At 38.2% G+C, this 25,141-nt stretch carries 27 protein-coding genes; 6 read left to right on the forward strand and 21 right to left on the reverse strand.

All coding sequences use genetic code 11. The annotated features are described in order from the left end of the window. Positions 1 to 33: 33 nt before the first annotated feature. Genes ACYVM0_RS17440 through ACYVM0_RS17465 form a run of 6 tightly spaced genes read right to left on the reverse strand, consistent with a single transcriptional unit; the run spans position 34 to position 6,250 of the window. A complete protein-coding gene (locus ACYVM0_RS17440) occupies positions 34 to 1,146 on the reverse strand; it encodes a glycosyltransferase family 4 protein (protein ID WP_460559033.1) in 1,113 nt (370 codons plus the stop codon). Beyond that, positions 1,147 to 2,211, reverse strand: coding sequence for an acyltransferase family protein (locus ACYVM0_RS17445; RefSeq protein ID WP_460559035.1), 1,065 nt, complete (start codon positions 2,209 to 2,211; stop codon positions 1,147 to 1,149). It lies immediately after the preceding gene. 40 nt (positions 2,212 to 2,251) lie between these two features. Next, positions 2,252 to 3,358, reverse strand: coding sequence for an acyltransferase family protein (locus tag ACYVM0_RS17450; protein ID WP_460559037.1), 1,107 nt, complete (start codon positions 3,356 to 3,358; stop codon positions 2,252 to 2,254). Positions 3,359 to 3,369: 11 nt separating this feature from the next. Continuing rightward, entirely contained in the window at positions 3,370 to 4,272 is a 903-nt protein-coding gene (locus ACYVM0_RS17455; RefSeq protein ID WP_460559039.1) for a glycosyltransferase family 2 protein, read from the reverse strand. Continuing rightward, on the reverse strand, positions 4,272 to 5,213 hold the full coding sequence (locus ACYVM0_RS17460) for a Rossmann-fold NAD(P)-binding domain-containing protein (protein ID WP_460559041.1): 942 nt from the start codon (positions 5,211 to 5,213) through the stop codon (positions 4,272 to 4,274). Before ACYVM0_RS17460 ends, ACYVM0_RS17455 begins: the two co-directional genes overlap by 1 nt. Further along, positions 5,210 to 6,250, reverse strand: coding sequence for a glycosyltransferase (locus tag ACYVM0_RS17465; protein WP_460559043.1), 1,041 nt, complete (start codon positions 6,248 to 6,250; stop codon positions 5,210 to 5,212). Before ACYVM0_RS17465 ends, ACYVM0_RS17460 begins: the two co-directional genes overlap by 4 nt. Positions 6,251 to 6,568: 318 nt before the next feature. Here ACYVM0_RS17465 and ACYVM0_RS17470 point away from each other — a divergent pair, with 318 nt between their 5' ends. Further along, positions 6,569 to 7,456 carry a methyltransferase domain-containing protein gene (locus tag ACYVM0_RS17470; protein WP_460559045.1) on the forward strand — a complete coding sequence of 296 codons (888 nt, stop codon included), beginning with the start codon at positions 6,569 to 6,571 and terminating at the stop codon, positions 7,454 to 7,456. A gap of 4 nt (positions 7,457 to 7,460) precedes the next feature. On the opposite strand, the gene ACYVM0_RS17475 is transcribed toward ACYVM0_RS17470, so the two are convergent. The 14 genes from ACYVM0_RS17475 to ACYVM0_RS17540 all read right to left on the reverse strand — a co-directional run bounded on the left by ACYVM0_RS17475 (position 7,461) and on the right by ACYVM0_RS17540 (position 19,397). Next, the gene (locus tag ACYVM0_RS17475; RefSeq protein ID WP_460559047.1) at positions 7,461 to 8,330 is read right to left on the reverse strand and encodes a glycosyltransferase family 2 protein; all 870 of its coding nucleotides are present in this window, start codon (positions 8,328 to 8,330) and stop codon (positions 7,461 to 7,463) included. 2 nt (positions 8,331 to 8,332) lie between these two features. Next, complete coding sequence (locus ACYVM0_RS17480; RefSeq protein ID WP_460559049.1) at positions 8,333 to 9,577, reverse strand: O-antigen translocase; 1,245 nt, start codon at positions 9,575 to 9,577, stop codon at positions 8,333 to 8,335. After that, positions 9,574 to 10,149 carry an acyltransferase gene (locus ACYVM0_RS17485; RefSeq protein WP_460559051.1) on the reverse strand — a complete coding sequence of 192 codons (576 nt, stop codon included), beginning with the start codon at positions 10,147 to 10,149 and terminating at the stop codon, positions 9,574 to 9,576. Before ACYVM0_RS17485 ends, ACYVM0_RS17480 begins: the two co-directional genes overlap by 4 nt. Positions 10,150 to 10,151: 2 nt before the next feature. Then, positions 10,152 to 11,261, reverse strand: coding sequence for a DegT/DnrJ/EryC1/StrS family aminotransferase (locus ACYVM0_RS17490; protein ID WP_460559053.1), 1,110 nt, complete (start codon positions 11,259 to 11,261; stop codon positions 10,152 to 10,154). A gap of 4 nt (positions 11,262 to 11,265) precedes the next feature. Continuing rightward, on the reverse strand, positions 11,266 to 11,748 hold the full coding sequence (locus ACYVM0_RS17495) for an acyltransferase (RefSeq protein WP_460559055.1): 483 nt from the start codon (positions 11,746 to 11,748) through the stop codon (positions 11,266 to 11,268). Further along, positions 11,748 to 12,164, reverse strand: a complete 417-nt coding sequence (locus ACYVM0_RS17500) for a sugar 3,4-ketoisomerase (protein WP_460559057.1) — start codon at positions 12,162 to 12,164, stop codon at positions 11,748 to 11,750. Before ACYVM0_RS17500 ends, ACYVM0_RS17495 begins: the two co-directional genes overlap by 1 nt. A gap of 47 nt (positions 12,165 to 12,211) precedes the next feature. Beyond that, positions 12,212 to 13,108 (reverse strand): Gfo/Idh/MocA family protein, encoded by an 897-nt coding sequence (locus tag ACYVM0_RS17505; protein WP_460559059.1) that lies wholly within the window; start codon positions 13,106 to 13,108, stop codon positions 12,212 to 12,214. A gap of 107 nt (positions 13,109 to 13,215) precedes the next feature. Further along, positions 13,216 to 13,785, reverse strand: a complete 570-nt coding sequence (locus ACYVM0_RS17510; protein WP_460559061.1) for an acyltransferase — start codon at positions 13,783 to 13,785, stop codon at positions 13,216 to 13,218. Positions 13,786 to 13,794: 9 nt separating this feature from the next. After that, positions 13,795 to 14,655, reverse strand: a complete 861-nt coding sequence (rfbA, locus tag ACYVM0_RS17515) for a sugar nucleotidyltransferase (RefSeq protein WP_460559063.1) — start codon at positions 14,653 to 14,655, stop codon at positions 13,795 to 13,797. 18 nt (positions 14,656 to 14,673) lie between these two features. Further along, positions 14,674 to 15,069, reverse strand: coding sequence for a four helix bundle protein (locus ACYVM0_RS17520; protein WP_460559065.1), 396 nt, complete (start codon positions 15,067 to 15,069; stop codon positions 14,674 to 14,676). A gap of 94 nt (positions 15,070 to 15,163) precedes the next feature. Next, positions 15,164 to 16,216, reverse strand: a complete 1,053-nt coding sequence (rfbB, locus tag ACYVM0_RS17525; protein ID WP_460559067.1) for a dTDP-glucose 4,6-dehydratase — start codon at positions 16,214 to 16,216, stop codon at positions 15,164 to 15,166. Between the two features lie 63 nt (positions 16,217 to 16,279). Next, the gene (locus tag ACYVM0_RS17530; protein ID WP_460559069.1) at positions 16,280 to 17,452 is read right to left on the reverse strand and encodes a glycosyltransferase; all 1,173 of its coding nucleotides are present in this window, start codon (positions 17,450 to 17,452) and stop codon (positions 16,280 to 16,282) included. 78 nt (positions 17,453 to 17,530) lie between these two features. Next, positions 17,531 to 18,625, reverse strand: coding sequence for a glycosyltransferase (locus ACYVM0_RS17535; protein ID WP_460559071.1), 1,095 nt, complete (start codon positions 18,623 to 18,625; stop codon positions 17,531 to 17,533). Next, positions 18,618 to 19,397 (reverse strand): FkbM family methyltransferase, encoded by a 780-nt coding sequence (locus ACYVM0_RS17540; protein WP_460559073.1) that lies wholly within the window; start codon positions 19,395 to 19,397, stop codon positions 18,618 to 18,620. The genes ACYVM0_RS17535 and ACYVM0_RS17540 overlap by 8 nt, the downstream gene beginning before the upstream one ends. Before the next feature lie 127 nt (positions 19,398 to 19,524). On the opposite strand from ACYVM0_RS17540, the gene ACYVM0_RS17545 reads away from it, so the two are divergent. The 5 genes from ACYVM0_RS17545 to ACYVM0_RS17565 all read left to right on the forward strand — a co-directional run bounded on the left by ACYVM0_RS17545 (position 19,525) and on the right by ACYVM0_RS17565 (position 23,920). Next, on the forward strand, positions 19,525 to 21,435 hold the full coding sequence (locus ACYVM0_RS17545) for an ABC-F family ATP-binding cassette domain-containing protein (RefSeq protein WP_460559075.1): 1,911 nt from the start codon (positions 19,525 to 19,527) through the stop codon (positions 21,433 to 21,435). Positions 21,436 to 21,551: 116 nt separating this feature from the next. Then, positions 21,552 to 21,806, forward strand: a complete 255-nt coding sequence (locus ACYVM0_RS17550; protein WP_460559077.1) for a hypothetical protein — start codon at positions 21,552 to 21,554, stop codon at positions 21,804 to 21,806. Continuing rightward, entirely contained in the window at positions 21,806 to 22,093 is a 288-nt protein-coding gene (locus ACYVM0_RS17555; protein WP_460559079.1) for a type II toxin-antitoxin system RelE/ParE family toxin, read from the forward strand. The genes ACYVM0_RS17550 and ACYVM0_RS17555 overlap by 1 nt, the downstream gene beginning before the upstream one ends. A gap of 9 nt (positions 22,094 to 22,102) precedes the next feature. Next, on the forward strand, positions 22,103 to 23,257 hold the full coding sequence (locus ACYVM0_RS17560; RefSeq protein ID WP_460559081.1) for an acyltransferase family protein: 1,155 nt from the start codon (positions 22,103 to 22,105) through the stop codon (positions 23,255 to 23,257). A 165-nt stretch (positions 23,258 to 23,422) separates the two neighbouring features. Further along, positions 23,423 to 23,920 carry a hypothetical protein gene (locus ACYVM0_RS17565; RefSeq protein ID WP_460559083.1) on the forward strand — a complete coding sequence of 166 codons (498 nt, stop codon included), beginning with the start codon at positions 23,423 to 23,425 and terminating at the stop codon, positions 23,918 to 23,920. A 63-nt stretch (positions 23,921 to 23,983) separates the two neighbouring features. On the opposite strand, the gene galK is transcribed toward ACYVM0_RS17565, so the two are convergent. Beyond that, positions 23,984 to 25,141, reverse strand: coding sequence for a galactokinase (gene galK, locus ACYVM0_RS17570; protein WP_460559085.1), 1,158 nt, complete (start codon positions 25,139 to 25,141; stop codon positions 23,984 to 23,986).

A 25,141-nucleotide genomic window follows, 5' to 3' on the forward strand; every position in this document is an offset into this window, starting at 1 on the left:
TAAAACAGCACGGGTATTTTTTTAAATAAAGTTCTACCTTATTTCAAATACTGCCTTGTAAGCAGCAAACATCTTTTGATTGCTGTAATGCCGTTCAGCAAATTTATAGGCATTTTCTGCAAGCCCGGCCCTGTATTTTTCGTTTTGTAAATAAAGTTTCAGGGCAGCTGTCATTTGCTGTACATCCTGTACCGGTACCAGCAGACCTGTAACTTTATTACTTATCATATTATTTATCCCCGGCACATCCGAAGCAATGATAGGCAAACCGCAAGCCATAGCCTGCATAATTGCCGTACTCATGGTTTCACCAAATGATGCATGCACATAAATATCCAGGCCGGTAAGAAATTGTATCAGTTGCTGTTCTGTAAGCATCCCTGTAAATTCAACCGCTGCTGATATGCCTAACTGGCCGGCCAGTTGTTCCAGCGATTGCCTGCATTCTCCGTCACCTGCAATTTTTAAAAATATTTTTTTATCTGATGCCGGTACATCCTTAAGTAAACCGGCAAAAGCATGCAGCAAAGTAACATGATCTTTGATCTTTACGATCCTGCTTTGCATACCTATTACCAATTGGCTGCTATGCTCTTTTTGCTTTGGCTGGTACTCGCTAAGGTCAATTCCGTTAGGTATTACCGTTGCCTTTTTTGCACTGTACAACAAGGATAGTTTTTTCTTTATTTCAAGATCGTACGCAGCAGATAAAAAAACAATTTTATCAGCCAGCAATAATGCTGCTGACAGCCAGAACCAGTCTTGTTTTGTTTTCAGGCTATTGGCCTGGGTTTCCCTTACTATCAGCCTGCATTTTTTTTTGCCCGGTAGCAGCGCCAGCTTTGCCCATAGTACCTGCGTGCTGCCATGTAAAAAAACTATGTCCGGTTCGGCTTTTTTTATCGTAGCCACAAGGTTTTTATAAAAGCGCAGATCCAGGCCGGGTTTCTTTTTTACAAAATCAAAACGAATATTATTGTGCCGGCAACGTTCCTTATATTCCTCCCTCATTTCCTCCACCCCGTTAAATAAAGCCTCATGCACAAATTCTCTTTGTTTATCGGCATTTACCAAAGAAAAGAAAACATTTCCATGCCCGCCTAAGCCAGAATATAATACATGTAATATTTTAAACCGGGCTTCCATCTATATCGATTTTCTATTTAATTTATTTATTACAGGCTTCTCTATTTTATTATATACAACGATGCCCAACAGGCAAACAGCAATAAATAACAATAGGGTTAAAAAAAATAACAACATATTACTTTGAATATTCAGTTTGGCAATAAGTTTAAAATAAGCCGCTACTATAGGCAGATGGATTAAGTAAATCGAATAAGAAGCATCACCCAGGGATAAAAAAATACTTTTTAGTTTAACCGTTTTAGTAAGTTCCATTTTTACCAGGGATAAAATAATAAAAAACGAAGGTACCCCATACAGGATAACCCTGTTTAGGGCGCCCCCTGGGCCAGGCTCGGTAGCACTGGCACCATTATAACTTAATATTGCCGATCCTGTAAAGTAAAGTACACCAATAGCCAGAAAGGGGTAAATTATTTTTGCTGAAATTTTCTGCACAATAATTACCACCAGTATACCCAGCAAGAACTCTATATTCATGGGATATACCAGCATGTTTAAATAAATATTATTTCCCAGGCTGATACCGGGTACCGCAAAAACTACCAGCAAAATAAAATAGCCCGCAAATAAAAAGAACAGATATTTTTTATTGGGTATAATAAGGGCTAGTGTAAATAAAAGATAGAAAAAAATTTCATTGGTAAGTGACCAGCTTACACCATTCAGCATTTCATGGCCGGGTAATAACAAAAAGGTTTGCAGTATATTGGTTAGGCTGGTATCAAAATGCGATTTATAAAAATAAGGCAACGCGATCTGGAGCAGCAGGAATACCGTGATCACAAGCCAGTAAATAGGGAATACCCTTATAAAACGCCGTTTTAAAAACACTGGTACAGAAGAAGGTTTTCCTATATACTTCCGGTTGGAGTAGGCAATTATAAAGCCGCTTAATACAAAAAAAATATCAACACCGCTGCCGCCAAACATAAAAATACCCGACAAAAAATTATACCCCAGGTTTATTTTACAGTTATAGGTGATATGCAACAGTACCACCAGCATACTGGCGAAGCCCCGTAACATTTGTATAAGCTGTAAATTTTTTTGTTTTAACTCCATTATTATCGATTACATAATCCGGTTCCGGCAAAAGCAGATTTTAACCTCTCCACCTGTTTAAAACCGTTTTACTTGGCTTTTCTGCTACCTGGTAAATTAAATAACTGAACAATATGCATACCATTACACCAATTGGCCATATCCAGAACTGTGTTATACCGGTACTTTGCACTAATCCTGTTTTTAAAAGTATTGTTTTAAAAAGCATAATTGTTGCAAAGTGAGTTATATAGATCGTATAGCTCATGGATCCTAAAAAAGAGAATAACCAGTTGGTTATCTTTTTAGTTAAAAAATTCACGATCAGTAATACCGATAACAATGCCGATATGATAAAAGTAATTTTTACATCGCCGGGTATAAAATACTTTACTGCTACCATACCGGTTATTAAAAGTATGCTTCCAACACACATTTTAAGCGTGCTGGTATTAAAAACCGGAATTACCTTGCTGTAATTATGAAAAAGCCAGATGCCTGCGGCAAAGTAAATATTATAATTCACCAAAAAAGACACCAGGATATTTTCATCAGACCTGCCGTAACCGTATATGCACCATCCTGCAATATAGGCAGCCAGTGATGCCCAATAATAATACCTGCGCCTGAGTATGAGGAAAGGAATTAACAGGTAAAAAATAACTTCGTGCGTCAACGACCAGAACTGGGCTATAAATGCTCCTCTAGGAATATAAAATATATTGGACAAAATATTTCCTGGGCTGGCAAAAACCGATACCAGGTCCCTCGTTAATACAGGTGCATAGATAGATGCAAACCAGAATACTACCGCGGCCCAAATCAATGCGGTGATGTAGGGCGGATAAAGCCTCACCAACCGTCGGCTGTAAAACTTTAAAGTGTTCTGTTTGTTTCTTAAAGAATAGGCAATAGAAAAACCAGACAATACAAAAAAGAAAATTACAAATTCAGTACCGAGTGCCGTAAATTGTAATGCACCGAAATAGATCTTCTCCCAGATACTCCATTGCTCCACAGGCACCATTTTAGAATACTGGGCACCCCCCATTAAAAGATTTCCCCTGCAATGATTAATGACCACATAAGTGGCGGCAATTCCTCTCAGGCCGTCCAATACTTTAAAATCAGGTTTTGGCTGAGCAGCTGGTGTGTTGGTTGGTATCATTGTAAATATTGCTACTTGCCCAGTTTATTCTGCACAATTTTTTTAAGCACAACTAACGTACGTTTACTCAATACAGGCATGCCGCTTTTTGCAAGAAAATTTTTATAGTAAGTCCACGCTTTCCCGTTATCCTTATTGCTAAGGCAACTTAAACAAAGCAGGTAATCCATTTCACCCTTTATCTGGTCAACATATTGGCCATACTTATTCATAAAAACAGCGTCAGCCTTCAGCCCTTCATCCAGGTATTTCTGCCGGTTTAGCAGCTGCTGCTCCGATGCAACTACCATACTCCTGCTATCATGTTCTACAATGGTGGAGGTAATGGTATTGTTGTATTGCAAAGTGTACCTTGCACATAACTGGCAAAGAAACAAAGCATCTTCTGATGCTGATAACAGGCGGTTTTCAGAAAATCTTATTTCCAGGGCTACTGTTCGCTTTACAAATAAGGCATTGATACTTACCCTCTTTGTTTTAATGGCATAGGCTTCCACATTGCCGTCAAAATTCCTGCATTCAGATAGTAACTTCCCTTCCGGAGTTTTAATATCATATCCAAGATTAAATATATCAGGATTATTAAATTGTGTTATTACCTTAAATGCAGTTTCCAGGTGATTGGGATAGGCCAGGTCATCACTGTCGAAAAAATTAACATAATCGCCCTTGGCAATATCCAACCCGTAATTACGTGCCGCTCCTCTTTCTGCATTTACTTTTTTATAGTAACTGATACGCTTATCCGTAATTTCCTTCACAACTTCATCTGTATTATCTTTACTTCCGTCATCAACTATTATAACTTCAAAATTACTGTAAGACTGGGCAATAAAAGCATTTACAGTTTTTAGTATAAAGGAGGCCCTGTTATAAGTAGGGATAATAATGGAAAATAAAACCGGTGTATTCATTACAATGTTTGTTTTATATGCTTAATCATATTATGTATCCCGTCATCAACGCTTACCAGTTCCCTGTTCAATATTGCTTTCATTTTTGAATTATCGGGCTTGCGCCTAGTCATATCTCCTTCTGTTAAAGCCGGTAAATGTTCTATTTGTGATGATGAGCCGGTTAATGCAATTACTTTTTCAGCCAGTTGCTTAATACTCATTTCCACATCCGAACCTACATTTACCACATCGTTAATGAAAAGGTCTTCGTATAATGCCTTGGTGGTGGTTTCAATATTATCATCCACATAACAAAATGTTCTGCTCTGAGAGCCATCGCCATAGAGTGTTATGGGTTGATTGCGAAGGGCTGCGTTAATGAATTTAGACATTACAAAATCCTGGCTCTGATCTGGACCATACGTATTAAAAAAACGGAAAATGGTATAATCAAGGCCGTATATTTTTTTGTAGGTTTTTAAAAAAGCCTCTCCCACGTTTTTTACAATGGCATAAGGTAATTTTGAATTTAATGGAGTGGTATCTTCATTCTGCGGAAACTCCACCGGCTCCCCATATACTTCAGAAGAGGAGGAATAAAAAACTCTTTTAACCCCGGTGTTTTTGGCAAGGTCCAGTATATTTTTTATGCCCTGTATATCTTCCAGTACTTTATCCGGATTTTCCAGTGTACGCTTTACCCCTACCAAAGCCGCATAATGAAAAACATAGTCAAAACCATAACGTGTCATTACAGCAGATATATCTCCAAAATGGTTAACATCGCCTTTAATAAATTGCCAGTTTTCGCCGCTTGTTTTCCCAAAAGGTAATTTATGTACCGATCCGGTAATAAGATTATCAACCACCACCACATGATTGTCGCTATTTTGAACGAGTTTTTTTACTAATGCGCCGGCTACATTTCCGGCACCACCTGTAACTAAAATTTTTCTCATAATTTAATTTTCATTGCTTTAAATAATTGGGAATACAATTGCTCAAAATTACTATCAATACTAAAATTCCGGTATACCGTTTTTTTTAAATTATCGCCAAGTATTGTTATAAGTGATTTATCCTGGTTGATCTTTTTTAAAATATTCACCGTTTCATCAACCGGGTTATTTTTATCCACTAAAAACCCATTTTCTCCGTTCACGAGATAGTCGTTAAAATCTCCCACGCCGTTGCAGGCTATCAGTGTTTTACCACAAACACCTGCTTCTTTCAGCATATGGCTGCTGGCTTCTGTTTCGGATATGAGCAATAAAATATCCGCCGCTTTTATATAATCAAACACATTGGTAACAAAACCCCGGATAATGATATTCTTCTCCAACCCCCGTTCTGCAATATATTTACGCAGTTGGTCTTCTATATTTCCCCGGCCAATGCAGGTTAGCTTACAATCAATTCCCTGGCTCAGCAACTTTTCAACCACTTCAAAAGCCAGTGTATGTCTTTTAACAGGGTCCAGCCTGGCAACATACAATAAAGATAAGTTAGATTTCATCTCTTCTTTAACTGCGTCAAACTGATCTGTAAAATCATTTTTGTATTCACCAAAATCATAACACAGGTTTATCCGGGCAATTTTACTTTCCGGCACCCCTTCTTTAAGCAGCATTACTTTAACATCTTCCGATATAGCAATGATCTTTGGAGAGAATGTATTGGCCAGCCAGTTCTGTAATTTTTCCTTAGGAGAATTATAGATCCCCACATAATCGGTGTGGTGTCGCATATACACCACTTTGGTCTTCATAAAATACCTGGCAAAACCTGTGATAATAGCAGAACTTTGGAGATGGCTTACCACTACGGCAATATTATTTTTTTTACAGAATTTTACTAAAAAGATGATCTGCTTTATAAAATACATTACCCCCCTTGCTTTAATATTGCTGCTGAACGTTTTAAATCCGTGCGCCTGGAAATTTTTATGCAAAATACCTTCGGGCAAACAGGTTAATAAAAAAGGTTCGTGCCCCATTTTTTTAAACAAAATGGCTTGTGATTGTTGGTCTACAGCACGTAAATTACTTGGGGAAAAGATTAATATATTCATTAAAAGTCACTAAAAAAAGATGAAAGCCGTTATTTGCCGGTTAGATAATATTTTTATACATAACACCTGGTATATATCTCAATATTGATGCTTCTTTACAAAAGATTGGCAAAACTACAAAAAGTATAGCCAAATGCCGCCTTTGCTACACTAATATTTACAAGCCTTTTAAGCCGGAAAAGAAAAATTTCAGGCGACCCCTCCTAAAGGTTATTTTTGATTTTTTACACTCACATAAAAGGCATGGCTATCACTAATAATTGCGCTAAGTTTCTTGCTTATGCAAAAGCCGGTGGGGTATCTTTTGATAATACGCTGACCCTGGGCAGAATGTTGACCTATGCTGACAACAGGTACCTGCAACAGCTATACGAAAACCATAAATCAGTTTTAAGCCCCATGTCGGAAAAAAAACTGCAAAGCAACTATGCCGAAGCTGTTTTTGAATTATTGGGTACCAAAAGTCTTAAAAGCCTTGATTATTCAGCATATGAAAATGCGGATATAACCCAGGACCTGAATATGGCCTGGCCTTCACAATACGATAAAAACTTTTCAGTTGTTTTTGATGGTGGTACACTAGAACATGTTTTTAACTTTCCTGTGGCTATTAAAAGTTGCATGAAAGCCATTAAGACCGGGGGGCATTTTATTGGTATTACACCTGCAAACAACCAGAACGGACACGGCTTTTACCAGTTCAGCCCCGAATTATATTTCAGAATATTTTCTGCAGAAAATGGTTTTAGGGTTATTAAAATGATCCTTACCCCTGATGACAAAAACTGGTATGAAGTTACAGACCCACACGAAGCAAAAAGCAGGGTGCTGTTTACGAATAAGGCATCAACACGTTTAATGGTAATAGCCGAAAAAACAGGAGATAAAGAAATATTTTTAAATTCCCCTTATCAAAGTGATTATACTCATATATGGCAATGTGGCAGCAAGAATGGCAGCAACACAAACAACAGTAGAAAAAAAACTATAAAAGAAGCAATAAAAAAAATCATCCCAGCCGGGTTGAAAAATAAATTAAAAAACTGGAACGATGTTTTTAATGGCAGGTTGAAATACACATCAGACATGGGTTTTATCAACCCGGCACATTTAAAAAAAATAGAATGGTAAATTATCAACTTTTCTTTCCAAGAAGCATTTTCAGCAATACGGAAAAATAAAACCGTTCGAAACGAAAATCTTTTTTTATCAATTGTAATGCCTGCTTATTATTGCCCGATTGAAACTGTTCGTAAATAGAAAATTTCCTGAAGTTGCGGCATACTCTTTTGTACAATTTATTGCCTTTATATTTATCAGCTATTTGTAAATAGTATTTAATGTTTTTATTACCATGAAGATGGCTTAAACTTTTTTTATGAAGCCGGTAATAAATTAATGGCGTAGCGGAATAGGCAATCTCAAAACGACTGGCAATCTTAAGCCACATATCATAATCTTCTATCGGCAAAGTTTCATCAAATAAACCTACTTCTGCAATCACTTCCTTTTTTATCATTACACCAACAGGAAATATGACGCCGTTCAAAAAAATATGGTCAAATATCCTGCCCGATATAAACTTTTTGTCTGCTGCAATTTCACTTGTTCCGGTGTCTTCGTAATACCTCCAGCCATTTGAATACACCAGGCCAGCATTTGGCTGTTGCTGGTATTGCTCTACCATTGCTGCTATAAACCCAGGCTCCATCCAGTCATCACAGGAAATAAAACATAAATAATCTCCTTTAGCTTCCTTAACCAGCAGATTGAAATTTGCCGGCAGGCTAAAAGAACGCTCTCTTTTAAAACCCCTGTAGGGGCGGGCAGATGCTGAAAATATTTTGTCTGCTATTTCAAATGTTTTATCAGATGAATTATTATCAACATAAAGAAATTCAATATCAGGATAGGTCTGCCCGGTAAAAGAACTTACCCCCTGCAAAATATACTTCTCATGATTCATCGAAACACAAATGATACTTACCAATGGCTTTACCTCCATAATTACACAATATATTTTTTCATTAAAAACCACATTGTAATCCAATGCAACGCATAGTTAATACAAAAGGCGTAAGTAGTTCCTATTACGCCGTACCTGTCCATAAAAAAAAAGCTCAGGATTACAAAACTAGCACTAAATGCTATTTCTGTTATGATATAGGCTTGGGTAAGTGCTTTTGAAACCATTATAAATCCTAGTAACCAACTGCCGATCTTTAAAAAATCACCCAGCAACTGGTATTTAAATAAGGGGAGCATTGGTAAAAAATCTGCAGTAAACAATATGTGCACCACCCATACTTTGCAAAGCCATATGATAAGTGCTAAGAAACCTACAGCAGGTAAAATAATTTTATACCCTTTTATGATCTCCTTTCTCAGTTCATCCTTTGAAGTTATTTCTGATAAACGGGGCAGATAATAAACACCCAGCACTGTAGTAATAAATGCCAGATAATAATCAGATATTCTTGTAACAGCCTGCCAGCAGCCTGCATCTGTTACCGAAAATTTACTGATGATCCTGTCTCTTACCATCAATTGCATAGCAGGGCTTGCAAAACCGGTTACTATGCCCATTAACGTAAATGCAAAAAGCAGCCTGGTCATTTGCGGATTCCATTTTTTAAAACTTGGCATCCAGTTAATGCCTTTAATTTTTTTGATGAAATTCACATTTACAATAAAAACAATTACAGCTACTGCATTACTGGCAATTAAAACGCCTTTTACACCCATAAGGTAAGCAAAGCTTACTGTAAAAACAATTCCGCTTAGTGAACTGATGATATTAATAATAGTCAGTTTTTCGATCTCTTTAAATCCGTTTAATACCGAGGCAAAAAAACTATTTAATGAAATTAAACTTACAAATATGCCATACAATAAATATACCATCCAGAAATCTGTAGTATGAAAAGCGGCTTTAGATAAATAGCCACTTGTAAGCAATACAAATAATGACACTGCAAGCGAACACAACAAAATAATGGAGATAGCAGTAGTGACCACCTGCTGCTGTTTTTCTTTATCCTCTTTATAGGTTGATAAATATTTAACTACCCCCGAAGTAATGGCGCAGGTAGAAAACATGGCAAGAATAGCAATGGAATTCTGAAACTGCCCAACATAAGCCATACCGGAAGGGCCTATTTTTACTGCCACCACTTTAGTAACAATAAAACCACTGATAAAAGTTATTGCGGTGGATATACTGGTATAAAAACTGGTTTTTAATAAATTCATAAATTACCAATTATTTTTGCCGGTATTCCTCCAATAATTACATTTTCTTTAAACGAGCTTACTACCAACGACCCATTAGCTACAACAACATTATCGCCGAGCACCACACCTTTGGTAATTTTAACATTATTCCCCAGAAAAATATTTTTACCCAATACCACTTTTTTTGAAATTGCTATACCACTGGTTCTTTTATCGGGCGAAAGATCATGAAAATCGCTGTCAATTATTTCGCAGTTTGTTCCGATAAGAGTATTGTCTCCAATTTCTATTCCTTCTCTTTCGCTGATCGCAAAAAAATTATTGTTAATAAATACGTCGTTCCCTATCAGAATATAAGCGCTTTCGTTTCTTGCTTCCAAATGGATATAGCCGTTAAAAAAAAATGGAGAAGGATAATAGCCTAGCTTAACACGGCTTCCAAATATAATTTTACCTGCACCAATTAGTAAAGCCGGTTGATTTAATATAGGTTTACCCTGTATTTTTTTATTGGTGGATAAAAACCTGTACTTCCAAATACGGGGTAATTGAAATATTTTATATTTAGAAAAACTACTTCGGTTAATCATTTTCAGTATTTGTTAATTATTTCCACCACAGTCTTTATTTCATCCTCTGTCATCACCGGGCTTATAGGTAAGGAAATGATCTCGTTGTGAATTTTTTCTGAAACAGGAAAAGACAGCTCTTTCCATTGGCTGTAAGCAGGTTGATGATGTGGTGGTATCGGGTAATGAATGACCGTTTGAATACCATTATCAGAAAGGTATTGTTGAAAATGTGCCCTGTCTTCAACACGAACTGTAAATACATGCCATACATGAGATAAGTCGCTTTCTACTTTGTCCTTAACTGCAGGTAATATTATTTTTGTGTTGGTAATGCCTGCAGTATAGTATTGCGCAATTTTTCTTCTTACATCATTATCACTATCCAATACCCGCAGTTTTATGGAAAGATAAATGGCCTGCAATTCATCCAGCCGGCTGTTGATACCCCTATACAGATTGCGGTATTTTACATGAGAACCATAATTACGCAGGGCCAGCAAAACTGTAGCAAGTTCATCATCGTTGCTGGTAACAGCCCCTCCATCACCCAATGCCCCCAGGTTTTTACCGGGATAAAAACTAAAGCCGCTGGCATCTGCCAGGTTTCCGCTCCGCTTTCCATTTTGAATAGCGCCATGCGATTGTGCACTATCTTCAATTACTTTTAAATTATATTTTTTGGCAATGGCGTTTATAGCTTCCATATTGCACAACTGTCCGTACAGGTGTACAGGTAAGATGGCCCTGGTTTTTGCAGTGATTTTTGCTTCTATTGCTTCAGGATCCAGTAAATAAGTAGTAATATCCGGCTCGGCCATTACCGGGGTAAGCCCGGCTCTGGAAATAGCTAATATACTGGCTATATAGGTGTTGGACGGAACAATCACTTCATCGCCATCCTGCATCAATCCCATTTCTTTATATGCTTCCAGTATTAGTATCAGCGCATCTAATCCATTAGCTACACCAATACAATGTTTTGTGCCGCAATAGGCAGCAAATTCCTGTTCAAACTTTTTTACCTGCGCTCCCAAAATAAACCATCCCGAATTGATTACCTGTCCGGTTGCATCAAGCAATTCCTGCTTATGCCGTTCATTTACTTTTTTAAGACTTAAAAACTCAATCATTTATTTAATATTTTTCTGTTACCGTTCCCTTTTCGTCTACTTTGCCCATTACCTTAGCCGGGTTACCATACACCAGGCTATATGCCGGTATATCTTTGGTAACCACACTACCTGCTCCCACTAATGCATACTCGCCAATGGTAATACCACCTAACAAAGTACTGGCTGCGCCTATTGAGGCTCCGCGATTAATTACAGTGCGTTGAAATTGTTCGGGGTATATTTTAGACTTGGGATATTTATCATTTACAAAAGTTACATTAGGTCCAATAAATACGTCATCTGCAATGCTTATACCATCCCATAAATACACGCCGGCTTTTATAGTAACCCTGTCGCCGATATTTACATCATTTTCAATAAAAGTATGGCAATTAACATTACAGTTCTTGCCTATCACTGCTCCGGCTAACACAATGGCAAACTGCCACACTGTGGTTCCTTCTCCAATGTTTTTACTTTGTACGTCTGATAAAGGATGTATCATTACCTGACCATTTTAAATTTTTCATAATCCCTGATATAGTCTTTTTCTTCGTATACCATATTGGCAATACACATTTGTGCTGAGTTATGGCTGTACCTCATAACATGCCAGCAAAATTTTGGCAGAAATAATCCAACGTTTGGTGTTTCCAGTATAAACCTTTCTTTTATTCCGCCAGGCATCTCTGTATTTACAATTATCTTTCCTGATACGGCTACTAAAATTTGCTCCAGGTCATAATGAGCATGTCCGCCCCTTTCCACATCTTCAGGTGTGTAATACGTCCAGTAAATTCTTTTTACTGCAAAAGGAAGATTGTCATTTTCGGCAACTGAAATATAGCCCAAACCCGAATTGCCGATTTTTGGGAATTCAATAATATAGGGTTGTGTATAAGTGCTTGTTTGATCTGGCATTTTTTATTTTTTAAATTAAATCTTGTTTGTTGCGATATTACAAAAAACTACCGCTCTTTTCTTATATCATGCACCAACTGTATTGCCGCCAGTGTTTCCTCAATACCAAAGCCATTACCTTTGATGATCTCCTCATAGCTTTTGGTATGCAGCTCCGTAAAGCCTTCGCTGAATTCAAATTCATCGCCATCAATACTTAATGTTCTGTAAGTACGTTTGCCTGCCGCTTTTATATCTGCCGGCAGGGTATTGGCATCAATGCTCAGCATCCAGCTGATATTGGCTTTTTCCAATACCAGGTTGCCCTTTGCGGTATCATCCGAATGCATTGTAACATTATTTTCCTTTACAGGGCCAAAGATCCACATTAACATATCAAAAAAGTGTACCCCGATATTAGTAGCTATTCCCCCGCTTTTTTGTATATCTCCTTTCCAGCTGGTATGGTACCAGTTGCCACGGGAAGTGATGTATTGTAAATTGATAGCGTATCTTTTATTGGCTGGTGCCGCAGCAATTTTTTCTTTTAATGCAATAATGGCCGGATGCAGGCGCAATTGCAGGATAGTATATATTTTTTTACCGGTTTCTTTTTCAATTTCCATAAGCGCCTCAATGTTCCAGGGGTTTAACACCACCGGTTTTTCGCAAATCACATCGGCACCTATACGCAGACCAAAGCGAATGTGGGCATCGTGTAAATAATTGGGGCTGCACACACTTACAAAATCGGTTTTGATATTCTGGCGCTTTAATTTTTCCAGGTGGCGGTCAAACCTTTCAAACTCGGTAAAAAAATCAGCCGAAGGAAAATAACTATCTAATATACCTACAGAATCATGTTTATCCAAAGCTGCCAGCAAATTATTGCCGGTATCTTTTATTGCCTTCATATGCCTTGGGGCAATGTACCCGCCGGCGCCGATCAATGCAAAATTCTTCATGTACAAATTGTTTTTAGGTTTAGGACAAGTTCAGGAGTTTAGCGTTTAGAAGTTTAGGGTTCAGGCAATTTAAGGATCTCCAAACTAAACCCCTAAAACCTGAACTTCTAAACCCTTCTTACTGTATTATTTTCCAATATATACTCCTGTTGGCTTTCTTCACAAATGGCCATATTATTTTTATCAAATTTTAATTTATGCCCATATTCACTCATCCAGCCCGTTTGCCTGCCGGGGTTGCCTACTATTAAGGCGTAATCCGGTACATCTTTAGTAACCACGGTGCCGGCACCAATAAACGCATAACTGCCAATGGTATTGCCACAAACGATGGTTGCATTTGCCCCTATAGACGCCCCTTTTTTAATTAAAGTTGTTTTGAACTCATTTTTTCTGCTCACGGCGCTGCGTGGGTTGATCACGTTGGTTAATACCATACTGGGGCCTAAAAAAACATCATCTTCGCAAATTACCCCTTCGTAAATGCTTACATTATTCTGCACCCTTACATTATTACCTAAAATTACTTTTGGCGATACCACCACATTCTGGCCCAGGTTGCAATGGTTACCAATTACGGCGCCTGTCATAATATGAGAAAAGTGCCAGATCTTAGTACCCTCTCCAATGGTACAATTATCGTCAATAACTGCTGTAGGGTGAGCAAAATATGCCATGGGTAAATATTATGCTGTTATTTTTTTAAGGTATTCGCCATAGCCGCTTTTCTTTAACCCTTCTGCCAGGGTCATTAATTGTTCTTTGGTAATAAACCCCCTGCGGTAAGCAATTTCTTCGGGGCAACCGATTTTTAAACCCTGCCGTTTTTCTATCACCCTCACATATTCGCTGGCATCACTTAAAGAATCAAAAGTGCCGGTATCCAGCCAGGCAAAACCCCTGTTCAGTACCCCAACTTTCAGTTTTTTCTGTTGCAGGTAAGTGTCATTAACAGTGGTAATTTCGTATTCCCCTCTTGCACTGGGTTGTATGTTTTTTGCAATTTCCACCACTTCATTATTATAAAAATATAAGCCGGGTACCGCGTACTGGCTTTTGGGGGTTTCCGGTTTTTCTTCAATACTGATGGCATTAAAATCCTTATCAAATTCCACTACGCCATAACGTTCCGGGTCGCTTACAGGGTAAGCAAAAATTACTGCTCCGTCAGGGTCAATGCTTTCCTGCAATAATTTACTAAAACCGCTGCCGTAAAAAATATTATCTCCTAACACCAATGCCACACTATCGGTACCAATAAATTTTTCTCCAATTACAAAGGCTTGTGCCAGTCCGTTGGGTACTGCCTGTACTGCATATTCAATGGCACATCCCCATTGGCTGCCATCACCCAGCAATCTGACAAATTGGGCCTGGTCATCTGGGGTGGTAATGATCAGTATTTCTTTTATTCCTGCAAGCATCAATGTACTCAATGGATAATAGATCATCGGCTTATCGTAAATAGGCATCAATTGTTTACTTATTCCCATAGTTATGGGATATAGTCTTGTACCTGATCCTCCGGCTAAAATAATTCCTTTCATTTAAGTTTAGTTTAGGGTTTAGAGGTTTAGAAAGTTTAGGAAAGAAAGCAACCTTGTTCGCTGTTGCGACTTCCTTAATCCTGCAATTAATAAAGTTTGCTTTTCAATCATTTCTCTACCCGCCTTATAATTTTCATCCGACAAATATTCTAAATCGTGTGCTATTATTAAATCGTTCAATAATTCAATAGTACTGCTGTACGCAATGGTACTAAAATTAGCCTGGTCTTTGGCAGTTTTCCTTGAAGTTCCTTCTGCAATATTTGATGCTACAGAAATAGCCGCCCTGCGCATTTGAGATACCATCCCGAATTTTTCCTCTCCAGGAAAATCTTTCGTCATACTGTATGTCCAAACAGCCAATTGACGGGCATGCTGCCAACATTCCAGTTTTTCAAATGAATAAATTTTCATGGTACTATATTAATGATACAAAATACTTTAAATCCACCTAAACCCTAAACTTTCTAAACCTCTAAACTTGCTAAACCTCTAAACCCTTACACTCCTAAACCCCATCATACTGTTTCGCATAATATTTCTGATAGTTACCAGAAGTTACTTCATCCAGCCATTCTTTATTATTTAAATACCAATCTATTGTTTTACTGATCCCTTCTTCAAATTGTAAAGAAGGCAACCAGCCCAGTTCATTTTTTAATTTAGTGGCATCAATGGCATAACGCAAATCATGACCAGCCCTGTCTTTTACATAAGTGATCAGTTTTTCAGATGCGCCTTTTTCCCTTCCCAGTTTTTCATCCATCTGTTTACACAATTCCTTTACCAAAGCAATATTGGTCCATTCATTATGGCCGCCGATATTGTAGGTTTCGCCAATTTTTCCTTTATGAAAAATAAGGTCAATGGCCCTGGCGTGGTCTTCTACAAATAACCAGTCACGCACATTTTCGCCTTTGCCATAAATGGGCAGTGGCTTATTATTGATGATATTATGAATACAAAGCGGAATGAGCTTTTCGGGAAAATGATAAGGGCCGTAATTATTACTGCAATTGCTGATCTTAACCGGAAAATGATAGGTATGATAAAATGCCCTTACAATATGATCGGAAGCCGCTTTGGAGGCTGAGTACGGGCTACGGGGATCGTAAGCGGTTTGTTCTGTAAAAAAACCTGTTTCGCCTAATGAGCCATACACTTCATCGGTAGAAATATGGTAAAATATTTTGCCGTCAATATCTGCGCCCCATGATTCTTTTGCCGCCTGCAATAAAGAGGCCGTACCTACCACATTGGTATTAATGAAGGCCAGCGGATCGGTAATAGACCGGTCTACATGGCTTTCGGCAGCGCAATGCAATACTGCAGTAAATTGGTGTGTTGTAAAAAGATCCCGTAGCAGTGCCAGGTCGGTAATATCGCCTTTTACAAAATGGTAATTGGGTTTATCTTCTATATCTTTTAAATTTTCGAGGTTGCCGGCATAAGTAAGCTTATCCAGGTTTACAATTTTGTAATCCGGGTATTTAGTAACAAATAGACGGGTTAAGTGCGATCCGATAAATCCGGCCCCGCCGGTTAATAAAATAGTATGCATTTAAATATTATATGAGGTGGCAAAAATAGACAATATTACCCAAAGGGATTGGCTAATGACCGATTAAACTGCGGTAAATGCTACATGGAAGTATTGTTTTATTTCATCAACATCAAACTGCTGGGCCCGGCCTTTGGCTTTTTCTTCAAAACGGGAGCGTAAGGTTACATCTTCAAACATTTTTTTCATGGCAGCGGCCAATGCCGCCACATCATTAACCGGGGTTAAAATTCCGTATTCTCCAATTTCGTAATTGGTAATGGCCCGGTGGTGCAGATCGGTGGCTGGTGCCAGCAATTCCCGGGGGCCCGAGCTGCAATCCGTAGAGATAACCGCTTTGCCACAGGCCAGCGCTTCTATTAATACATTAGGAAAACCCTCCACATCGCTGCTTAATACAAAACAACTGGAGCGGCTTACATACTTAAAAGGGTTATTATCCCAGCCACAAAAAACCACTTTGTCGTTCATACCAAAATCAGATACTTTTTGTTTCAGGTCGTCTTCCATTACGCCGCCGCCCACTATAAGTAATTTGCAAGGCAGGTTTTTCATGATAAAGAATGCCTGTAAGAGCAGTAAATGATTTTTTTCTTTTCGAAAGCCCCCAACATTGATGAAATAGAAAATATTTTTATCAAAAACAAAAGGCGGCGCTTCATCAATATGTGACCTGATAAAACCCAGATCGATAGGATTGTAAATTACTTTTACCGGTGTTTTTATCCTGAAATTTTCTACCAGGTCGGTTTGCATGGCGTAAGAATTGGCCAGCACCAGGTCGGCCCGTTTGTAAGAGAACATCACCATAAATTTGGAAAACATCCTGTAAATAGCAGAATGGCTTTGCTGCATGGTGGTTTGATGTGTTCTTTCGCACATGATCACTTTGCCCTTATAGCCCCAGAGGCTTTTCATTAAAGCATTGATATAACAGGGCCGGTATAAAAAAGCAACAGAAATTTTAATGTTATTTTTTTTACAATAGCTGTACACTTTGTAAGATTGGTAGGGCATTTTTAAAAACCGGATGAACTTATTTTGCTGCAGTGGTTGTTTAAGGTCCAGTATTTTTATTTCGGCAGGAATAGCATAATCGACCATATTGGTGTACAATCCCAGGTGAATTTCAAAATCGGCCCGCAAATGTTCCAGTAAAAGTGATACCACCCTTTCGGCACCACCAGATTGTAAGGTGTTAATGAATATCAATAGCTTTGGTCTTACTCCGTTCATTTGTTTTCATTTATTCGGCTATCTAATAACCGCAAATATGAGTCATTTTTTTTATTCGCTGAAAGATGTTTTCAATAGCTAATGCCCGTTTTGTGCCTGGTGATAAAGCCGGGTAAAAACAGCTTCTGTTTTTTCAATGCTTTGCTGTAAAGAAAAACGTTGCAATGTATACTCACTTATTTGCTGCCGGTTAAAATTAATCTGCAAAGCTTTTTCTATTGCCTGGGCAAATGCTTTTTCGCCATTGTCATTTACCAGCAAGCCGTTTTCGCCATCCCGTATAATTTCGCTGATACCACCGGGTGCATTAAAAGCTACCACCGGAATGCCCAATGCTCCTGCTTCGAGCAAAGTGTTGGGAAAACCTTCGTACTGCGATGCCATTAAAAAAAGGCGGGCATCTTCCATTGCTGTAAATGGTTTGTCTTTTTTGCCGTGAAAGAAAACTTTATCATTGAGTTGAAGACCGGTGACCAGTTTTTTTAATGTTACCATCTCCCCGCCATCACCAATAATGTGAAAGCTGAATGGTATGGTAAGATCTGCTACTGCCCGTATCAACCTGTCGATACCTTTTTCAGGCGACAAACGGGCAACAGTGATCAGTTTATTTTTTGCAGCCATACACACACTGTTTTTTTTGAATTCTTCTTCCACTGCATTATTAATAACAACCGTTTGTTCTTTTTTAATATTGTAGTGCTCAACCAGGTCTTGCTGCATGTATTGCGACTGGCAAATGATACCATTGAAACGGCGGTAATATTTTTTTATCAGCCAGTTATAAAATAGCGGCAGCTTTGCCCTTTTGCTGTTAATGCTTACCACGCTGGATTCTCTTGCAATAAATATTGTTTTTGCAGGAAATAACCAACGAAAAACAGCCAGGTAAATATTAAGATGGTTGGCGGTGGAAAAAACAATACCAGGTTCAAGTTTCTTTACCAGGGCCCTTATCCTGAATATAGAATTTCTAACGTGTTTTATTTTTAAGTCTGCTACTGTGGTGTTAATGGTATAAAACGGATGACTGTTATTAAGCACTGCCACAGTAACATCAAATTGCTGCATATTAAGGTGGTTACATAGCAGCGCCACATATTTTTCTGATCCGCCACATTGCAGGGTAGGCGTAATGACGAGCAATTTTATTTTATTTTTATTTTCATCCATCTGCCTTTTTCAATTTTTCTTTATGTACTGCAATATAATCATCCAAACCTGCCATTGCTTTATTATGATAGCCGGTGTGTTTTACGATGTATCCCAACGCCTGTAAATGGACCACCACTTTTTCTTTTATACCAGGTACAATGCAATCATGTGTAGCCACTAAAAGATTCGGTTTGTATTGTTGTAGTGTTTGGGTTGCCCCAATCAATGCATCATATTCCGCACCTTCCACATCCAGTTTTATTACATCCGGGGCAGCATAGCCCATTTGCAATAACCCATCAATGGAATAACATTGTACTTTTATTTTTTCTGCTTTATTATTATTAGCAACCGGTATATAACTATTGCCTTCTGCAAAAACAGTATTATTAGAGAACAGGACTTCTTTTGCCGTATCAGCAACGGCAAAGGGGCAAAGTTGTATTGTGTTATGCTGCAGCTTGTTTTTGTTAATGAGTACCAGTTGGTGAAACAATTGGTTATTAAACGCTGTAGGTTCAATGGCGTAAATTTTTCCGGTGCTGATAAAGGTATTGGCAATAAATGAATAATAACCAATATTGCTGCCGATATCATAAAAAACTGTGCCGGGGCCAAGCCAGGAGCAAAATTCAGCCATCACTTCATCAGATTCATTGGTGCCGGTAATATAATCATAACTTCTGCTAACCGGCCACCGGTAACCTTTTAACGGGCCGGCCATAATGGTAAGGTATTTTTTTTGCAACAGGTACCTGCAAATTCTGATATACCAGTATTTAAAAAACATGCCTGCCCTCATTTTATGCTGGATTATTAACTAATTATTTTTGTGGCCCTCAGCCTTTTACAAAAATAACCCATACAAATTCAAATCAATCATCAGAATAGGCATTCGTGCAGTACCTTTGCCGGCTATGCATTACGCTTCAGTAGAAAATTTAAGTAAATCTTTTGGGATACGCACCCTTTTTAAGAATATCAGCTTTCATGTGGAAGAAGGTGATAAAATTGCTTTTGTAGCCCGCAATGGCAGCGGCAAATCCACTTTATTAAAAATTATTGCCGGGCTCGATCATGCCGACAGCGGAACGGTATGGGTACATAAAGATATTAAAGTGATCATGTTACAGCAGGATACGCCTTTTGAAGAAAACAAAAGTATCTGGGATAATGTGTTGCGGATGGACAATCCTGTGGTAAAAGTGGTAAAAGCTTACGAACAATGTTTAGAGGAAGACCCGGATAATATTGAAAAGCTTACCAACCTGATGGCATTGGTAGATGAAAATAATGCCTGGAATTTTGAAAGTGAATTGCAGCAGATATTAGGCAAACTTAATCTGCATCACTTAAATGAACCGGTTAAAAATTTAAGCGGAGGCCAGCGCAAAAGAGTAGCGCTTGCGCAGGCATTGATAGAAATGCAATTACATGAAGGCCGTTGTTTATTAATACTGGATGAGCCAACCAACCACCTGGATGTTGGCATGATTGAATGGCTGGAAGATTATTTAAGTGCACAAAAAGTTACTTTGCTTTTAGTAACGCATGACCGCTATTTTTTAGATGCCGTTTGTAACGAGATATTGGAAATGGATGAGGAAAAAATATTTACGTACAAAGGCGATTACGATTATTTTTTAGAGCAAAAAAGTTTACGGCAGGAAGTGCAGGCCAGTGAATTACAAAAAGATAAAAATATTTTCCGTAAGGAACTGGAATGGATGCGCAAGCAACCCAAGGCAAGAACTACAAAGAGTAAAAGCCGGCAGGATGCGTTTGCCGAAGTAGAAGAAAGAGTAAGCCAGAAAAAAGATGATACAGAAGTAAGCCTGCAGGTAAAGATGACGAGACTGGGTGGCAAGATATTAGAGATGAAAAAGATCAACAAAAGTTATGGTGATAAAGTTTTGATAAAAGGATTTGATTATACTTTTAAAAGAGGCGAACGGGTAGGTATTGTTGGAAAGAATGGTGTGGGTAAATCTACTTTTTTAAAGATTGCCTTGCACCAGGAACAGCCGGATAGCGGCAAGATCAATCATGGAGATACGGTAGTGTTTGGCAATTTTGACCAGGAAGGATTAAAGTATAAAGAAGATAAACGGGCTATTGAATACGTAAAAGATTTTGCAGAATTTTTTCCCCTGGCCGATGGCAGTAAAATATCTGCTTCTCAATTCATGGAAAAGTTTGGTTTTAATGCAGAGCAACAATACACGCCGTTAAGTAAATTAAGTGGTGGTGAAAAACGAAGGCTGCATTTATTAAGTGTATTGTTCGTGAATCCTAATTTTTTAATTTTAGATGAACCTACCAACGATCTTGATTTACAAACCCTGAGAACGCTCGAAGAATTTTTATTGGATTACCCCGGTTGTATTTTAATTGTAAGTCACGACAGGTATTTTATGGACCGCATGGTAGATCATTTATTTGCCTTTGAAGGCGATGGTGTGATAAAGGATTTTCCCGGCAACTATACACAATACCGGGAGGCGGTAGCGAATGCAAAATTTACCGGCTATGAGGTAAAACCTGTTACCAGTGACGAGTTATTGAACGTTAGCGAAGAAAAAAACAAAAGCAATCAACAGCCCGTAAACCGTAACCAGAAGTTATCTTTTAAAGAAAAACACGAATTTGAAACAATAGAAAAAGAAATGCCTGCATTACAAAAAGAAAAAGCCACACTGGAAGAAAAAATGAATAGTGGCAGTTTAAACTTTGACGAGCTGCAAAAAGCAGCGGCAAGAATTGGTGAAATTGTGACGTTGTTAGATGAAAAAGAAATGCGCTGGCTGGAATTGAGTGAGCGGATGTGATAGTGTGAGGCGTGAATGGTGAATAAAAGCCAACTAGAATAAATAAAGCAACCGGGCTGATAAGTCCGGTTGCTTTGTTTACAAAGCTTTTTAGTAAATTTGGTAAAACACTTTGTATGAGCAAAGAAGCTTTAAAAAAAGAACTCCATCAACTTATAGATAACCTGGATGACGAGGAGTTATTAAATATGGTTAAAGAAGATATTGTTGCTTATCAAACCAAAGCAAAAGAAAACTTTGATGACCTTTCTGATCTTTCTCCCGAAGACAGGGCTGAGCTGGAAGAGCTTGCTACGGAAGACCCCGACAAAGACACGATTACATTTGAGGAGTATAAAAAAGAAATGAAGGAATGGCTCTCCAAATTGTAATGAAGAAAAGATTTATTGCCAGCATGAAGAAAACCACTAATTATCTGAAACAGGAGTGGGATAAATCTGTTGCTGAAAATTTCGTTACTCTGGTAGATAAAAAAATAGCTGTACTGGCGTCGCAACCAAACATTGGGGCAATTACTGCAATTAGAGACACCAAAGCTATTCTTGCAGGTAAAGGTTTTCAAAATAAAATTTATTATCGTGTTGAAAATAATAAACTAATAATACTTAATCTCAAAGACATCAGAAGAAATCCGAAACAAAATCGCTATTACAAGTAAAAATACTTCATGAACCAACGCTTTTATTCACTTGATGTTTTTCGTGGTGCTACTGTAGCATTGATGATATTGGTAAATAATCCCGGTAGTTGGGCGCATATATACGCACCACTGGACCATGCCAGCTGGCATGGCTGTACACCCACCGATTTAGTATTCCCGTTTTTTTTATTTGCAGTGGGTAATGCCATGGCTTTTGTGATGCCTAAGTTAGAAGCTGCAGGTGAAGCTGCTTTGTGGAGAAAAATTATCAGCAGGACTGTTATTATTTTTTGCATCGGGTTATTTTTAAACTGGTTTCCTTTTATAAAATATAATGATGCCGGAAATATTGTGGGTAAGCCATTTGCGGGCCTGCGCATTTTTGGCGTGCTGCAACGTATTGCACTCAGTTATTTTTTCGCTTCCATCATTGTTCATTTTTTTAAAGTAAGAGGTTCTTTTATTGCCAGTGCATTTATTTTATTGTTCTACTGGTTTTTATGTGTGGCTGCAAACCCTGCCGATCCCTTCAGCATCACCGGCTGGTTTGGCACGGCTGTAGACAAAGCCATTTTAGGCGAAACGCATATGTACCATGGCGAAGGCATTGCCTTTGACCCCGAAGGATTGATGAATACCTTTGCTGCCATTGTACAGGTAGTAATGGGGTATTTAATTGGTAATTACATTGTACAAAAAGGCAAAACACCCGAAATGCTGAATGGCTTATTTGTTGCCGCCTGCGTTTTAATACTCACCGGCTTTTGCTGGGATATGGTTTTTCCCATCAACAAAAAAATATGGACCAGCAGTTACACCGTGTACACTACAGGGTTAGCCACTCTGATTTTATCGGTAATGATCTACCTGGTAGAATTTAAGAACCGCAAAGGTACCTGGAGCAGGTTCTTTGATGTATTTGGTAAAAACGCCTTGTTCATTTTTGCCATGAGCGGTATACTACCAAGATTAATGGGATTAATAAGAATTAATAATGGTTTTAATAGTGCAGGCAAACCAAATTATCTTACGCCGTTCGGCTGGTTTTACGAGCATTTATGCAAACCTGTCTTTCCGTCGCAACCCAATATAGGCTCCTTGATTTATGCTTTATGTTTTATTACGATGATGTGGTTTTTTGCGTGGCTGCTGGACAGGAAGAAGATCTATATAAGAGTGTAGTAGTATTCAGGATAATATATCATCCTCCTTGTTAACGTTTTTAAAATGCGAAATTTTGTAACGGCTTTCTTTTAATGAAAATAAAAAAATAGCATTAATTCTAATTCTGTAAATACTAAACTTTGGTTGCAAACTATTGAGCTGGTATAAAAGAGTACATATTATATGAACCGGAAAATAATTTTTATCACAACTATAATCGCAATAGTAACCTTTCTGTCGGGATGGTTTCTTCGCAGTATATTCAACTATCCCGGTAAAAATAATGATGGCTTAATAATTTCGGGCTTTGCAGACACGCTGAAAAATACTGACACCCATAAAACTACAATGGCCGGAAATTTTAATAACACCACTATTTCGGGTCGTTTTATTTTAGCACAATCCAATTGCGCCGGCTTCAATTTCATTAATAACACTACTGTACTCTGGACAAATGAAATTGCCTGCGATGATCCTGACACTTTAAAAATCCACTGGCTGGATAATACAACTTTTATGACGAAAACCACGGTAAGAATAGATCAAAACTGCCCGCCTAAAATTGATATTTACAATGTGGTTTCTTTTGATGGTAAACACCTGGGTTTAAAATCTGCGGCAACAGGTTGGAATGATTCGGCAGATGTAATTTTAGATTTTACCAAACAAAGTGATCAATAAAGAAGCTATTTATTTTTTCACTGTCATCGTTGATGACACCGAACACGGAGGCAGCGCTATTATTTACCCACTTATTTTTTCTGTTCCATTACTCAACTGCATTACATAGGCCTCTAACAAAATATCAAACTCTTTTTTATAAGCAGCAGTTGTGGTGGCTATAAAATCATCAATCGCTTCTTCTTTTATAATATTGATGGTACAACCGCCAAAGCCGCCACCCATCAGCCTTGCCCCAATTACATTTTCATTAAGGCTTGCCTGTGCTACCAAAAAATCCAATTCTGCACAGCTGACATGATACAGTTTACTTAACCCTTCATGCGTGGCATACATTAATTTACCGAACCCTTTTAAATCGTTTTGTTCCAGTAATTTTCCGGCCTGCCTTGTTCTGTCAATCTCCTGCACCACATATTTGCAACGCATAAATACTTCCTTTCCCATTGCTCCTTCATAAGATAAAAGGTCTTCCCATTTTGTAACGTCCCTGAAAGACCTTACAGCACTATCGCTACACATTATCAACAGCCCTTCTGCGCATTGTTGCCTGCGAACATTGTATTCGCCACTTGCAAGTGAATGATGAACCTTACTATTTAACAGCACAATTTTGTAGCCATTTAATTGTAGTGGAAAATACTGATGTTCATTTTTTTTACAATCCAGCAAAAGCACATGGTCTTTTTTTCCGTTCAGGCTGGCATACATATCCATGATACCACATTTTACCCCGGGAAAATTATGTTCGGCACGTTGACAAAGTAAAGCCAGTTCCACACGGCTCATGCCGTAATTAAAAATATCATTCAGTGCATAAGCCAAGCCGCCTTCCACGGCAGCTGATGAACTCATGCCGCTGCCACGGGGAATATCGCCGCCAAAAACACAATCGAATCCGTTCACCGTTTTACCCAGTAATACAAATTCATTTACTACACTCAGCACATAATTTTTCCAGTTATCTGATCTGGCAATTTCTTTTACGGTGATGGATAAACTTTCGTTAAAGTCGGCAGCAAAAAAATTAATGGTATCAGTGCCGTTGGCAGCCACTGCGTAATACACGCCTTTGTCTATTGCGGCAGGCATTACATAGCCATCATTGTAATCGATATGTTCGCCTATTAAATTAATGCGTCCGGGAGAATAATATACATTGGGTACGGTAGAAAATTTTTCTTTAAAAATGTTGACTACACTGGTTGCGATACTGTTCAT

The organism is Ferruginibacter profundus (genome assembly GCF_054783275.1).